General features: G+C 33.6%; 13 protein-coding genes and 1 other RNA gene. 2 read left to right on the top strand and 12 right to left on the bottom strand.

The window, feature by feature from the left end:
* Positions 1-55 precede the first annotated feature (55 nt).
* Genes RT412_RS03630 through RT412_RS03620 form a run of 3 tightly spaced genes read right to left on the bottom strand, consistent with a single transcriptional unit; the run spans position 56 to position 1,933 of the window.
* Positions 56-697, bottom strand: coding sequence for an ABC-2 transporter permease (locus RT412_RS03630; protein ID WP_313346988.1), 642 nt, complete (start codon positions 695-697; stop codon positions 56-58).
* The gene (locus tag RT412_RS03625; protein ID WP_313346985.1) at positions 694-1,554 is read right to left on the bottom strand and encodes an ABC transporter ATP-binding protein; all 861 of its coding nucleotides are present in this window, start codon (positions 1,552-1,554) and stop codon (positions 694-696) included. The genes RT412_RS03630 and RT412_RS03625 overlap by 4 nt, the downstream gene beginning before the upstream one ends.
* Positions 1,547-1,933, bottom strand: coding sequence for a GntR family transcriptional regulator (locus tag RT412_RS03620; protein ID WP_313346983.1), 387 nt, complete (start codon positions 1,931-1,933; stop codon positions 1,547-1,549). Before RT412_RS03620 ends, RT412_RS03625 begins: the two co-directional genes overlap by 8 nt.
* A 375-nt stretch (positions 1,934-2,308) precedes the next feature.
* Here RT412_RS03620 and RT412_RS03615 point away from each other — a divergent pair, with 375 nt between their 5' ends.
* Together RT412_RS03615 and RT412_RS03610 are read left to right on the top strand one after the other, a co-directional pair.
* The gene (locus RT412_RS03615) at positions 2,309-2,749 is read left to right on the top strand and encodes a GNAT family N-acetyltransferase (RefSeq protein ID WP_313371125.1); all 441 of its coding nucleotides are present in this window, start codon (positions 2,309-2,311) and stop codon (positions 2,747-2,749) included.
* 360 nt (positions 2,750-3,109) lie between these two features.
* Positions 3,110-4,570, top strand: coding sequence for an FAD-binding oxidoreductase (locus RT412_RS03610; protein WP_313347175.1), 1,461 nt, complete (start codon positions 3,110-3,112; stop codon positions 4,568-4,570).
* A 24-nt stretch (positions 4,571-4,594) separates the two neighbouring features.
* Here the strand turns inward: RT412_RS03610 and RT412_RS03605 are convergent, their stop codons facing one another.
* The 9 genes from RT412_RS03605 to RT412_RS03565 all read right to left on the bottom strand — a co-directional run bounded on the left by RT412_RS03605 (position 4,595) and on the right by RT412_RS03565 (position 13,865).
* Positions 4,595-5,458, bottom strand: a complete 864-nt coding sequence (locus RT412_RS03605) for an AraC family transcriptional regulator (protein WP_313347173.1) — start codon at positions 5,456-5,458, stop codon at positions 4,595-4,597.
* A gap of 180 nt (positions 5,459-5,638) precedes the next feature.
* Positions 5,639-5,905, bottom strand: a complete 267-nt coding sequence (locus RT412_RS03600; RefSeq protein ID WP_313347171.1) for a hypothetical protein — start codon at positions 5,903-5,905, stop codon at positions 5,639-5,641.
* A 202-nt stretch (positions 5,906-6,107) separates the two neighbouring features.
* Positions 6,108-6,809 (bottom strand): redoxin domain-containing protein, encoded by a 702-nt coding sequence (locus RT412_RS03595; RefSeq protein ID WP_313371123.1) that lies wholly within the window; start codon positions 6,807-6,809, stop codon positions 6,108-6,110.
* Between the two features lie 290 nt (positions 6,810-7,099).
* Positions 7,100-7,456, bottom strand: a transfer-messenger RNA (tmRNA) gene (gene ssrA / locus RT412_RS03590).
* 7 nt (positions 7,457-7,463) lie between these two features.
* The gene (gene smpB / locus RT412_RS03585; protein WP_179239184.1) at positions 7,464-7,913 is read right to left on the bottom strand and encodes an SsrA-binding protein SmpB; all 450 of its coding nucleotides are present in this window, start codon (positions 7,911-7,913) and stop codon (positions 7,464-7,466) included.
* A 176-nt stretch (positions 7,914-8,089) separates the two neighbouring features.
* The gene (gene rnr / locus RT412_RS03580; protein ID WP_313343436.1) at positions 8,090-10,255 is read right to left on the bottom strand and encodes a ribonuclease R; all 2,166 of its coding nucleotides are present in this window, start codon (positions 10,253-10,255) and stop codon (positions 8,090-8,092) included.
* Between the two features lie 20 nt (positions 10,256-10,275).
* Positions 10,276-11,430 (bottom strand): D-alanine--D-alanine ligase family protein, encoded by a 1,155-nt coding sequence (locus RT412_RS03575; RefSeq protein WP_313343439.1) that lies wholly within the window; start codon positions 11,428-11,430, stop codon positions 10,276-10,278.
* A 13-nt stretch (positions 11,431-11,443) separates the two neighbouring features.
* Complete coding sequence (gene murF, locus RT412_RS03570) at positions 11,444-13,084, bottom strand: UDP-N-acetylmuramoyl-tripeptide--D-alanyl-D-alanine ligase (protein WP_313343442.1); 1,641 nt, start codon at positions 13,082-13,084, stop codon at positions 11,444-11,446.
* A gap of 13 nt (positions 13,085-13,097) precedes the next feature.
* On the bottom strand, positions 13,098-13,865 hold the full coding sequence (locus RT412_RS03565; RefSeq protein ID WP_313343445.1) for an alpha/beta hydrolase: 768 nt from the start codon (positions 13,863-13,865) through the stop codon (positions 13,098-13,100).
* Between the last annotated feature and the right edge of the window lie 44 nt (positions 13,866-13,909).

The following is a 13,909-nucleotide window of genomic DNA, read 5'->3' as shown; positions in this document are numbered from 1 at the left end:
ATGCCGTCTGGCAGCTTCAAGTAATTGATTTGAGTTTTCCCTGCACTAACGCTTGCTAAGAGTGTTTTTGGTTGTAAAAGTACAATGAAGCATTGTACGATACCAATCCGAGAATGATTAAAAAAGCAATGCCCGCGAGCAGTAGATTATCTTTCAAATAAACGAGCAAGGCTTCAACATCAACATTCAACCGCTTTAAGACATAGAACGCTCCCATGAGAAGAAAAGTTGTTAAAAGCATTGCCAACGGCCCGCCATTACTACCCATGCTGTAACCAGCAGGGATCGTAATCATTCCATAGAAAATTGCCAGCAACAATCCAGATATGACAGCGATTAAGTAAGGACTAAAGCCCTCGTTGGGGAACAAAACAGAGGAAATAACGCTGATAATAAATGCAATAACTGACGCGGCAGCAGCAGTCATTAAGAAAAACAAATATCTGCTTCCAATAATGCTTTTTCTTGTCATAGGTAATGCAATAGCATATTTATCCCATTTGCATTGTTCATCATATACCATCAGCGTTTTGGGTACACCGGACAAAACAACCGGAAGAAATATGGCTATATACAGCGCACCTTCACCCTTAAAATATATTAAGATAAAAACCGTGGCCGCTGCTATCAGCAGATAATTCAGCGGTCTAATTCTCTTAAACATGGTTATAAAGTCTTTGATAATGAGACCTTTCATCTTTTCTCCCCCTTTATATAAAGCAGCATAATTTCTTCAATTGTGGCGTTTTCAATTATGCACTTTTTATATTTTCTGCGAGCAGCTTCAATATCAGCCACAAGGACTTGCCATTCATAATCCAGTTTTCTCCACGCAAGGATGTCTTGCCTTTGAATACTGTTAAAAACTTCTGCTCCGCATTTCATAAGGCCGTACTTATAAAGCAATTCGTCTTTAGGCTTATTGAAAACTAAATTGCCCTTATGAAGAAAGGCGACATAGTCAGCGATTTTTTCCAAATCATTCGTGATATGAGAGGAAAAAAGTACGGAATGGCTTTCGTCCTGTACAAATTCCAAAAGAACATCCAATATTTCATCCCGCATGACAGGGTCTAATCCGCTGGTTGCTTCATCTAAAATTAAAAATTGAGGGCAATGGGAGAGCGCAACAGCGAAAGAAAGCTTGACTTTCATACCTTTGGAGTAAGCCTTGATAGGCTTGTTGTTAGGAAGTCCAAACCGCTTTAAGTATTCCCTATATGTTGATGATTGCCATTCTGTATAAATCGGTTTAAGAAACCGCTCCAATTCAAGGGCATTGAATAAATCGGGAAAATGACAATCATCAAATATGACACCAATTTTATCTTTTATCTCCCTTTCACATTGGATATTGTCTTTGCCAAAAATTTTAATCGTACCTCCATCACGCTTAATCTCGTTAAGAATTAAGTCAATGGTAGTTGTTTTACCCGCGCCATTCTCACCAATCAACCCCATAATGGTTCCCTGTGGAATAGAGAGTTTTATGTGATTGAGTGAAAAGTCGGGATAGTTTTTCACTAAGTTTTCTATTTCTAAAATGTTATTCATCCGTATCCCCCTCCGAGTAGAATAGTGTTAAAAGCTCAATGAGCTTTTCCAGTTTAATTCCGTGAGTACGCCCAATATCTGCGGCTTCCTGTAAATATTCCTCTGCTTTTCTTTGCTGTTCTTCCTGAATAAAATCACGGTTTTGTGCCGCGACAAAACAGCCCCGCCCAGCCACGGTTTCAATAAATCCCTCTTTTTGTAAATCCTCATAAGCCCTTTGAGCTGTAATGACACTGATATGCAAAGATTTTGCCAAACCCCGCATGGATGGAAGCGGGTCGCCTGTTTGAAGCTCACCGCTCATTATTTTAGCTTTTATCTGTGAAGTAATTTGCTCATATATAGGCTTACTGTTTTTATTGCTTATGCTTATTTCCATAACATCAGTCCAATCCGTGCTATACTGTACTTATAATACAAGTACAGTATAGCACGGATTCTATAAATGTCAATACAACTTTTACATTTTCTGTCTGTTGGCTGTCTCTCTTAATAGCTATTTGCGTTCAGTAGTTGCTTCCTTATGTACCCTGCTCATTAGGACAGTGTCCTAAAGTAAGCATAAACTCGTGGCGGGCAGCGGCGTTATAGTAACGGCGGAGTATTAGTATTTTCATTTTTAATGATTTCCGGCATATAAAACTCCTTTCTGGAACTCCGGGCCAGGTTAGACCGAAATGGTTTGTGAGATTAAGGAAAATGCTGTATAATATGTTTAAGGTGTAGATAAACAGAAATTTTGAGGTATATGCTTATGAATATAAAGAAAGTCACGGAGGCAAAAAAAGAATATATCGATTTGCTATTGCTGGCAGACGAGCAGGAAAATATGGTAGATAAATATCTTGAACGCGGCGAAATGTTTATATTGGATGACAATGGCATAAAAGCCGAATGCGTGATTACTAAAGAAGCAGACGGCATTTATGAGCTTAAAAATATTGCAGTTAAGCCTGATTGTCAGCGAAAAGGCTATGGGAAGGGCTTGATAGAGTTTTTGTTCTCCTATTACACTGATTGTAAAGCTATGCTTGTCGGAACTGGTGACAGCCCTTCCACTCTTAATTTTTATCAGAAGTGTGGCTTTACAGAATCACATCGAATAAAAAACTTTTTTACTGACAACTATGACCATCTGATATTTGAAAATGGAAAACAGCTTGTTGATATGATTTATCTAAAGCGGGAGCGATAAATTCCAATTCACAGTTACGATGCAGGGGTAACGGACCTGAAACAGATTACGTTTAGCTATGATAACCTCGCCAATATTCAGTTCCATATAATTCTCTCCTTATTGGGTGATAGATTTTTTACCTGCTTTTATTTTAGTATTACAGCACTATAAAACAATGGACGCTCATTTAACACAAGGGCAGAATTTATTAACCATTGGGAAATATGCTATTTTACGTCGCAGGGTATTTACTTTAAAGTCTCATATACCGATAACATCAGGCATCACCTCCCCCAAAGGTAATATAACCACTAAAAGAACATTATCAGAAAATTCATCATATAATAGATAAATTTTTATTAATTGGGGGAAAAGCTTATGGCTGAATTTTTAGATGGGCTTACCGGTGAAATTGTATTGCCCTTTGATTTATCCTATGATGAATTAAGACAAGGCTATAACAGTGCAGTTCAAAAATATCCGTTTGTTATTGTGTATTGTTTTATGATATGTGATGTTTCTAATGCAGTAAAATGGGCTATGAGGCATTCCATGCCAATACGAATCCGCAGTGGTGGACATAATTATGAGGGATATTCTAATGGCAATTGTACACTTGTTATAGACTTGAGCTACCTGAGAAGTATTAAAATAGATGAATGTAAGGAATTAATATATATAGAATGCGGAGCTACTAACAAGGATGTATACGAATTTGTTTCGTCAAAAGGTTATCCGTTTCCCGGTGGTACATGTCCGACAGTAGGTGTCAGCGGATATTCATTAGGTGGAGGCTGGGGACTATCTTGCCGCTATTTAGGATTGGGTTGCGATAGTTTGGTAGAAATTGAATTGGTTGATTTTGAAGGTGAAATAATTAAGGCAAATAATAATTGTAATACCGATTTATTCTGGGCTATACGAGGAGCTGGCGGCAGCAATTTTGGAGTTGTAGTAAATATGACCTTTAAGCTTCCTGAACCTGTAGATAAAGTTACACTTATTGAAATTGATTATTTAAATGTTGATTCTGAAGAGCAAGAAAAATTTATTGCGTTGTGGCAAGCTTGGCTAAATAATGCAGATAACAGAATGACTCTTATTTCAAGAATATATAATTCTGAAGCAGACGGATTAGCTATGTTAGTAAGAGGAATTTTTTATGGCAGACCTGCTGAAGCAAAGATAATTTTAGAGAATTTTCTTATGCTTGATAATGCAGTTTATAGTATAGAAGAAGTTACATTTTTAGAAGCAGTAGAAATTATCGGCAGCTCATATCCTGAACATGAAAAATTTAAGTCCGCAAGCCGTTTTGTATTAAAACTTTTTAATAATACCGAAATTAAAAATATAGTTAATTTGATTGAAGAACGAGCTGATGGTTCAGTTTATGCAGGATTATCAATGTATGCATTGGGTGGTAAGGTATCTGATATTGGTATTGATGATACTGCTTTTTATTACAGGAATGCAAAGTATATAGTTTGGCTTGAAACTGTCTGGGAAGAAAATTTATATTCTGAAGCAAATAAAGATTGGATTAAAAATAGATTTCCATACCTGAAATCAATAACTACAGGTTCATATATAAATTTTCCATATATGGAATTAGATAATTATTTAAAAGAATACTTCGGATGTCATAAAGAAAAGTTAAAATGTATAAAGGAAAAATATGATCCGCTAAATATCTTCTCTTTCCCTCAAGGTATAGAGCCGAGCAATAATGAATGTAAGCCAATATTATACAAACCAACTCTATTCAATAAAGAAGATTTCCGGAATATTGATAACAATACAAATCATCGTAAATTCAGGTATGTATTTAAAAAATAAATCCCTCAAATTCGAGGGATTTTTCTATTTCTTCTTCACAGGAATCCAAATTTCACTGTAAGCGTAATCCTTTTTATGTTTATCCATTTTAGTAAAAGAAAAAGCCGGGACATTAATTACTTCGTAATCAGAAGAAAGAAGCCATTCCGAATATACTTTTGCCATTGTTTCTTGCAAGGTAGAAGGAAATGGTCCTTCGTTCGGAAATATTGCCCAAGTGCATGCTTCCACCGGTATCTTATCTAATAGATCACTTACTTGATTTTTGGTCGTTAAAACTCCTATCAAGTGAGTTAAATCTCCTTCTTCTTTTAAGAAATTAGCGTCCGCATCATAAGAAGCATTTACAATTTCACAAGGCTCAATATCCTGAAGAGAATGCATTTCTTCTTTTTGTTCATCTGTTATGCTCATTGCAAGCTTCACAATCTCGTTATTCACACCTTCAAATTGCATAGGTACACGTTTACTTACACCAACTAAATTAAAAGCCGGTTTTTCTTCAATTCTAAATTCCATAGATATTCCTCCCTTAACGGTTATTATGAATGAAAGCTTGGGAAATGACTTGCTAATGCCTGTTTTTATTACATCGGATGGCAAAAAACCACTCCATTTTTTAAACGCCCGTGTGAATCCATCCATAGACTGATAACCATATTTAAAAGCAACATCTGTCACTTTTTCACCATTTAATAAATCCTTGTTTGCTTCCGACAACTTTCTTTTTTTGATATATTCATTTAGTGTCATACCTGAAAGATAAAAAAATATCTTTCTAAAATGATAATCAGAAACACCTGCATATTCGGAGATTTTATCAAGAGATATATCGTCTGTTAAATGATCATCAATATAGTCAATCACATAATTTAATTCTTTTAGCATTAGCTCCCCTCCTTTTCACATCTTCATAATAACAAAACAACTTTAATAATACTCGACATTTCTAACACAAAATATATCGAATGAAATATTTTTTCTATAGATAAAATATCTATCATAATATGAATATCGGCTCAATTGTTTGCTTTCTAAAATAAATAGCCCTCTTTCTCACTCGTAAAATTACAATTCTTTATAATGAGCATATCCACAAAGAAGTATGCCGAATCCTCCTAATGTAGATATTACTTGTCCGGCTGTTCTAAAATTGGATGTGATATCATTTAAGTATCTTTCTAACTGATTTGAAGGTACAGCATTCTCATATTTTTGCAGATAATTATATTGCATTGACTTTCCTATAGCACCTGAAGAAAATATGATTATAAAGCCAATAACGCATATAATAATCATTACATATAGAGAATTTTTCATAAATTCTTTTTTCATTTTTTACCTCCTGTATATACTATTTAATACACTTAATTCTACAATGACAAATTACATTTAATTATAACTTATTAACAATTAAATGGCAAACCTTGAAAAAAATGTCCTCAATAAAAAAACTCCTTAAATTTAAAGAGTTTAATATTATTCCATACTTTGGTACGGTGGCGGATCGTAAGGAGGAAATATACCTGATGTTAATTTATTCTTGATATTCAATTGATTTATTATTATTTATTAGTGAATTATAATCGATATAGCAAGCATACCATGGTTTGCAATATATTCCTGAACTTTCGCTATTTATATATCTATTAAGGCCTTCATAAAATGTTTTTCTAGTAGGTAAAATAACGGGGTCTCCTGGCACCCAATTAGTTGGAGTAGAAACATTATAAGCTTCACTTAATTGAAGAGCATCTAAAAGTCTTAAAATTTCATAGCTACTTCTTCCCACAGATCTAGGATAGGTCAAAATTGCACGAATTCTTCCTTCTGGATTTATTATAAATAAGTCTCTTACGCTTTCTTCATAGATTCTATCAGGATTAATCATTCCATAAGCGTGTGCTATTTCCGCATCTCTATCCTCTATAAGGGGAAATGGAACTATTATTCCATAGTCATCATAAATCTGTTTCAATAGCTCATTATTAGAAAATACATTGTCTATTGTTACAAATAGTTGTTGTGTGTTTCTCTTTTGTAGCTCATTATATACCAAAGAAGCTGCGACAATTGATGAAGTTGATGTAGCTAAAAAATTTCCTGGTTCACTAGCCAACACAACCCATTTACCCCTATAATCAGATAATGTTATAGGTCCATGAGTTGATAATGCAGTAAAATCCGGTGCCAATCTGCCTATCGTTATAGGACCATTTTCAATGTTAGGTGTACTCATTTTTCCTCCCTAAAATACAAGATTATTATATAAATTAAGCGTTCTGTATATATCTTATAAATAAATCAATTTATATAACTTGTTATATTATAATAATTATAATATGTTACTAATATATTTTTGTGTAATCAAATCTTCTCAATATCTAATATTTATACTATTCAAAATCTCATTGCTTTACATAATAATACAATTTTGAATTACCATATATATGATATGTACTGTAATTCTTATAATCCTTTAATTATTCTCAATAAAAAAAACCACGACATATTCTGTCGTGGTTTTGAAGATGGAGGCGGTGGGAGTCGAACCCACGTCCGAAAATATTTCCACAAGTCTTTCTCCGAGTGCAGACGATAATTTATGTTTCGCCTCTACTATCTCCTATCGTCGGGCTATAGTATCAGCTATCTTCAATTGTACAACTTAAGGTCGAAGAACCCCTTAAGTCGTTCCCTGCTTTAGATGATGCCCAAACTTAAACTGCAGGTGGTCTAAGCCGGACAAGCAGCAGCTATTAAGCTGCGAATGCTAAATTATTGTTTTCTTTTGCGTTTATATTTAGTTGCCACTTTTTGCGTTGTTTGGCGACAACGACTCGCTTAACTTCCTTCTATACCCCCGTCGAAACCATTTACGCCCCCGCAATAGTTAATCGTCTTGTCTTTGTATGCGGCGCTCAGCATCTTTTTTGGCAATATCCTGACGTTTATCATAATTTTTCTTGCCCTTCGCCACTGCCATTTCCATTTTAACAAGACCGTTTTTAAGATATAAACTTAATGGTATCAATGAATAACCTTTTAAAGTTACCAAGCCAATCAATTTTCTTATTTCTCTTTTATTTAAAAGAAGCTTCCTGGGCCTTAAGGGATCAACATTGTAAATATTACCTTTTTCATAAGGGCTTATATGCAAATTGTAAACATAAGCTTCACCGTTTTTTATGTTTACATAACTATCTTTTAAGTTAACTTTACCCTGTCTTATTGATTTTACCTCTGTACCGACAAGTACAATTCCGGCTTCATATTTATCTTCTATAAAATAATCATGATACGCTTTTTTGTTGCTTGCAATATTTTTTGTATTTTCAGCCATATTCTCACCTACCATCAAGTGTAGGATGATTATAGCATTAATTATTTGCAATGTCAAATGTCAGTTTCTTTATTAAATATGCATGATTTAGCAATTGGGGGAGGCGTCATTGCCTCCCCTATATTTAATATAATATATTATATATTATAAATCTTAAACTAAGTTTAAATTTCACTTTAAACTTCGATTAACTCTTTTTCTTCATTCATTTTAACTTCTGCAAAATCTGCTATAAAAACAAAATCTATTTCTGCTTTTGCAATGCTTACGTTTAGTACCTTGACTTTAACGTCATCACCGATTCTGTATATTTTTCTGCTTGTTTGCCCGAATAATTCTCTTTTTTCATTATCAAATATGTAGAAATCATCCACCATGTTTGATATATGCACAAGACCTTCAACTGTATTTTCTAATTCAACGAACACTCCAAAGCTTGTGACTCCTGAAATTACACCACTGTATTCTTCACCGATTTTATCGGACATGTATTCGGCAATTTTTATTTTGTCAACATCTCTTTCGATCTCATCTGCAATTCTTTCCATTTTGGAGGATTGTTCTGCCACTATGGCTGTACGTTCCGACAATCTGTGATAATCTTCTTCTGAGAATTTGCCGTTAAGCTGACCCTTAATAATTCTGTGTATCTGCAAGTCAGGATATCTTCTTATCGGCGATGTGAAATGGCAATAGTACTGGGCTGCCAAACCGAAGTGTTCCGAGCTTTCAGGTGAATATATCGCCTTCCTGAGCGATCTTAGCATCATATTGTTTATTAATGATTCTTCTTTTTTCCCTTTAATTTTTAATAAAAGCTGCTGCAATTCTCTTGGATGCACCTCATTGGAACCCTTTAACGTATATCCTAAATTATGAATCAAAATGTTGAATTCATTCATTTTTTCTTCATCAGGGTCCTCGTGTATTCTGTAAACAAAAGGCATATTAAGCCAATAATAATGCTCTGCAACAGTTTCATTGCAAATCAACATGAATTCTTCGATTATTTTATTGGAAACCCTTCTTTCATACTTGGTTACATCGATTGCTTTTCCTGTTTCGTCTGTAATAATTTTTGTTTCAGGAAATTCAAAATCAATTGCTCCTCTAAGCTCCCTTTTTCTTCTTAAAACTAAGCTTAATTCTTCCATGTTTTTAAGCATAGGAAGAATTTCTTTATATTTTTCTGATAACTTCTCATCGTTATTTTCTAATATGTCAGATACATCTGTATACGTCATTCTGTAACGATTTTTTAAAATACTCTCAAATATCTTATAATCTGTTACCTTTCCTTCTTTATTTATTATCATCTCCACAGAAAGAGTAAGCTTATCTTCTCCCGGATTTAAGCTGCAAACACCGTTAGATAATTCTTTTGGAAGCATGGGTATAACTCTGTCGCTTATGTAAATACTTGTTGCTCTTTTTAAAGCTTCCTTATCTAACTTCCTGTCTTCTTTTACATAATGGGTTACATCTGCAATATGTACTCCCAACATATATTCATCATCATTAATTTTTTCTGCATAGACAGCATCATCTAAATCCTTTGCATCCTCACCATCTATGGTAATTATGTCAAGGTCACGCAAATCCTTCCTGCGTTTGTACTCCTGTTCATGTATTCCTTCAGATGAAACTCTTATTGCTTCCTTTACGGCATCCTCAGGAAACACCTGTCTTACCTTTCTGTCAAGAAGCACCGCTTCGATATGTGTCTTTGTATCTTCTATATCTCCGATAATTTCTACAATTTTACCTTCAGGATTCTTTCTTTTATCAGGCCATTCGGTTATTTTAACATTTACCTTTTCATTTGTTTTGGCACCGTTAAATTCATCTCCGGGTATAAAAATATCAAAAGCAATTCTTTTATCATCAGGCACAACAAAACCGAAATTCTTGCTTTTCTGGAATGTTCCTATTACATATTCGTTTGCTCTTTCAAGAATTCTTATAACCTTGCCTTCGGTACTTTTAACTTCTTCAGTTGTCTTCATAGGTCTTACGATAACTCTGTCGCCGTGCATAGCTCCGTTCATATCAACAGGCGATATGAAAATATCATTAATATCTTTGTTGTCAGGTCTTAAGAAAGCAAATCCCTTCTGATTTCCGTCTAAGGTACCGGTAATTAAGTTCATCTTTTCAGGAATACCATATCTTTGTGACCTTGTAAATATTATACTTCCTTCATCTTCAAGCTCGTTTAAGGTTCTTAATAATTCTTTTTTCATACTGCTTTCTATTTCAAATTCCTGTAAAAGCTCATGAAATGTCAGTGGCTTATATGCTTCTTCTCTCATATATGATAAAATTTTTTCTTTAAAGTTCATTATCTACTCCTTTAAAACGGTTATTTATGTTTTCCGCTGTTTCCCATCCTATTCAATAAATCAACATCATAAGATACTATATTTGATTTTCGCTGCTCTTGCTGAATTTCGGCAAATTCTATTATTTTAGTTACTAAGACAGTGAAAGATATTCCCAATCCTTCCCAAAGATAAAAGGCAATAGAGCCGGGTATTGTATTGATTTCATTTATAAATATATTGTTGCCATCATAAAGGAAATCTATTCTTGCATCACCGCAGCAATCAATTGATTTAAAAGCTTCCCTTGCATACAATTTTATTTTTTCATCTACTTCTTTATCGATATCGGCAGGTATTCTTCTTTTAGATTCTGAAGCATCTTTCTTTTTGTTTACATATTTATCTTCATAGGTTAAAAACTCTTTCCATCCAACCGGTTCTTCACAAAGAGACGTGGTCAGATTATTTTCAAATCCCATGACAGCGCAATTGATTTCTCTTACATTTTCAACACATTTTTCTACTATTACTTTTCTGTCATAATTTAAAGCCACTTCTATAGAAAACATCAGTTCTTCTAAATTATTAGCTTTGCTGATTCCAACGCTTGAACCTAAATTAGCCGGCTTTACTATTAAGGGAAAACCAATTTTTTGGATTTCTTCCATTATTGCTTCCTTGTTTTCTTCAAAGCTGCTTCTGTAAAACCATGTATAATCAACTATGGGCAGGTTGTTGCTTTCAAACACTTTTTTCATTATAACCTTATCCATGCCTACAGATGAGCTTAAAACTGAGCCAAATGCGCATGGCACGCCATTCATCTGAAATATACCGTGCAGTGCTCCATCTTCTACATTTGTTCCGTGAACCGCCGGAAAAACTATGTCAATGCTATAAGTATCGTACTTTTTGCCGAAAATACCTTGCTTTAATTCAGGATGAGGATACAGTATCAGTTTACCGTCTTTAAAACCGGGAAGCACTTCGTATGCATCTTCAAATTTTTTAATCTTATAGTTATTAATATCGTGGAGACAATTTCCTACATACCACTTTCCGTCTTTTTGAATGTATATTATCCTTGGTTCATAAATTGTTTTATCGATGTTATCCAATACCTGAAGTCCTGTAATTATGGAAACCTCATGTTCAACGGTTTTTCCACCTATAATTATTCCGATTCTTTTCATAATAACCTCCATATCAATTTTCGTTGTATGTGTCAGGTAAATCATTTTCAAATAATACTACATCATTTACTTTAGTAAGGTTTTCTAAAATTTTAGTTGCTTCATTCAGTGAATTAACCACATACAAATTATCTTCATCAAATCCATTCTTTTGTAAGCCAATCTGTATAGGAGCCGTTTGTTTTTTACCTACTAATATTGCAATATCACAAGCCAAGGCAATATTTTCTCCGAATTTTTCATTTTCTGTCTGCTCATGCTCTCCTAATTCTATCATGCCCGGAGTTACTATTATTTTTCTCTTATCCTTAAATGATGCTAAAACATTTAATGCGGCTTTTGCTCCGTCAGGGTTTGAATTAAATGCATCGTCTATTACTATCACCCCGGTTCCCGGATCAATAAGCTGTAATCTGTGTTCTACGCTTTCTATCTTAGCTATTCCTTTTCTGATCTCATCTAAAGATAGTCCTAAAACCTTGGCAGTTGCTGCTCCGGCAAGGATGTTTAATATATTATGTTCACCTAAAAGCTTAGTTTCACATTCTATGGTTCCTAAATCATTTATGTATAATGTAAATTTAGAGCCGGTATTTCCAACTACTATATCTGTTGCATATACATCAGTATTATCTGCGTTTTTAATTCCATACAGTATTTTTTCTTTATATGTCTTATCTGCTAATTTCTTTACATGTTCATTATCATAATTAAAAATTGCAATCCCGTCATTAGGCAGACATTCTATAAGCTCATACTTGGTTCGCATAATATTGTCAATTGATTTAAATGTTTCTAAATGACAAGGTCCTATTGAGGTAAGTATTCCTATTTTGGGATTAGTTAACATTGCAACCTCATGTATATCTCCAATCTTGGTTGCACCCAACTCAGCTATAAATATGTCATAATCGTCCGTTAAATCATTATTTATAACCTTGCTTATACCCATTGGAGTATTATAACTATCAGGCGTATTCAGTACATTAAATTTTTCGCCCAATATTGCAGCAGTTAAGAATTTCGTGCTTGTTTTACCATAGCTTCCTGTTATACCTACAGAGGTTAATTTTGTCATATTTTTTATTTTTTTTGATGCGGAATTATAAAAATTCTTATGTATATTTTTTTCTATTGGCTGTGCAACAAAATTGGCTCCTATTATATAATATGAGCTGAAAAAATAAACTATAGACAAAAATCCCGACCACAAAGGAAAATATTTGACAAAATCTTTAGTAACAAATTGTACGACTATAATTACTATTATAAAATCTATAAGCATTAAGGCAATAGCAGTACCCAGCAATCTTTTCGCCCTTGGTGTAAATACCAATGGTTTTTTGGAGTTGTATTTTTCTTTATATTTTAATATTAACAGAAGTGATGTAAAAATAGAAACGGTCATAGCATATTGAGCAGTATTACTTTTATTGCTGTCTACGGCAAATATAAAAAATACAGTATTTATTATACAAATAGCTGTATATATTTTGTCTTTTTGATTATATATTTTATCTTTATTTTTTGCCATCCACTCTAAGTATTTTTCGTTTTTATATCCTTCGATTTGAAGCATGTGTAATGAGAATCTCAGTTTGTAAAAACAAAGGGCAAACCAACAAATTGAAAACAAAAATATTATAGAATTCATACTTTTACTCCCCTTAATTAAAATCATCTTTCAAAAATACGTTTATAACTGCTTTAAACTGATCGTAGCTGTCGATGTAAGAATAATGACCGGCATTCTTAAAAATAATCAAGCCACTGTCCTTGATTTTTTCTTCCATCATTTTACCCATATAAACAGGGGTATCTTCATCGTTTTCTCCCCATATGAGCAGTGTTGGAACCTTAATATCAGAAAGCAAATCAACTAAATTATCATGGATAACCTTAACCATGGTCTGCCTCATAATTCCGTCTGAGGTTTTGTAATCTGTTGAACCGTATTTTTTATAAAACTTTTCTATCTTTTGTTCTTTAGAATCACCTTTAACAGATAATAAATATAAGTTCTTTAATAATTTAAATGAATATACTTTTATGTAATAATTTAATTTTCTTTTTGGAATTATTCCTGCACTATCTATGAGTATAAGCTTTTTAACATAATCATGCATACTTGATAATACTATGGATATTCTGCCTCCGTGTGAATGTCCGAATAATATTATATTATCTAATTTTTTTAGTTCAATAAATTTATCGATACAATTTGCATAATCATATGAATTCCACGGCTCTTTGGGCATGTCGCTTTCACCAAAGCCGGGTAAATCCAAAACAATAACCCTGCATTTATCTTTTAATATATTGGCTATAGGCATCATTGTCTGTATATTTGCTCCCCAACCGTGCAGAAGCAATACAGCATTGCCCTGTCCTTCATCTATATAGTTAATATTAATACCATCAATATTAATTTGCATTGCTCAGCCATCAACCCCTTCAACAATGGATTGGCAATTGATAT

It is taken from the genome of Sedimentibacter sp., from assembly GCF_032080165.1.
Classification (GTDB): Bacteria; Bacillota; Clostridia; order Tissierellales; family Sedimentibacteraceae; genus Sedimentibacter.
This window is presented reverse-complemented; position numbering and strand designations above follow the sequence as displayed.

Excerpts from the sequence above, each read along its gene's own strand:
- RT412_RS03595 (WP_313371123.1), bottom strand. The coding sequence starts at position 6,809 with ATGAGTACACCTAACATTGAAAATGGTCCTATAACGATAGGCAGATTG.
- RT412_RS03625 (WP_313346985.1), bottom strand. The coding sequence starts at position 1,554 with ATGAATAACATTTTAGAAATAGAAAACTTAGTGAAAAACTATCCCGAC.
- RT412_RS03605 (WP_313347173.1), bottom strand. The coding sequence starts at position 5,458 with ATGCTAAAAGAATTAAATTATGTGATTGACTATATTGATGATCATTTA.
- RT412_RS03630 (WP_313346988.1), bottom strand. The coding sequence starts at position 697 with ATGAAAGGTCTCATTATCAAAGACTTTATAACCATGTTTAAGAGAATT.
- RT412_RS03620 (WP_313346983.1), bottom strand. The coding sequence starts at position 1,933 with ATGGAAATAAGCATAAGCAATAAAAACAGTAAGCCTATATATGAGCAA.
- murF (WP_313343442.1), bottom strand. The coding sequence starts at position 13,084 with ATGAATTCTATAATATTTTTGTTTTCAATTTGTTGGTTTGCCCTTTGT.
- rnr (WP_313343436.1), bottom strand. The coding sequence starts at position 10,255 with ATGAACTTTAAAGAAAAAATTTTATCATATATGAGAGAAGAAGCATAT.
- smpB (WP_179239184.1), bottom strand. The coding sequence starts at position 7,913 with ATGGCTGAAAATACAAAAAATATTGCAAGCAACAAAAAAGCGTATCAT.
- RT412_RS03575 (WP_313343439.1), bottom strand. The coding sequence starts at position 11,430 with ATGAAAAGAATCGGAATAATTATAGGTGGAAAAACCGTTGAACATGAG.
- RT412_RS03565 (WP_313343445.1), bottom strand. The coding sequence starts at position 13,865 with ATGCAAATTAATATTGATGGTATTAATATTAACTATATAGATGAAGGA.
- RT412_RS03615 (WP_313371125.1), top strand. The coding sequence starts at position 2,309 with ATGAATATAAAGAAAGTCACGGAGGCAAAAAAAGAATATATCGATTTG.
- RT412_RS03600 (WP_313347171.1), bottom strand. The coding sequence starts at position 5,905 with ATGAAAAAAGAATTTATGAAAAATTCTCTATATGTAATGATTATTATA.
- RT412_RS03610 (WP_313347175.1), top strand. The coding sequence starts at position 3,110 with ATGGCTGAATTTTTAGATGGGCTTACCGGTGAAATTGTATTGCCCTTT.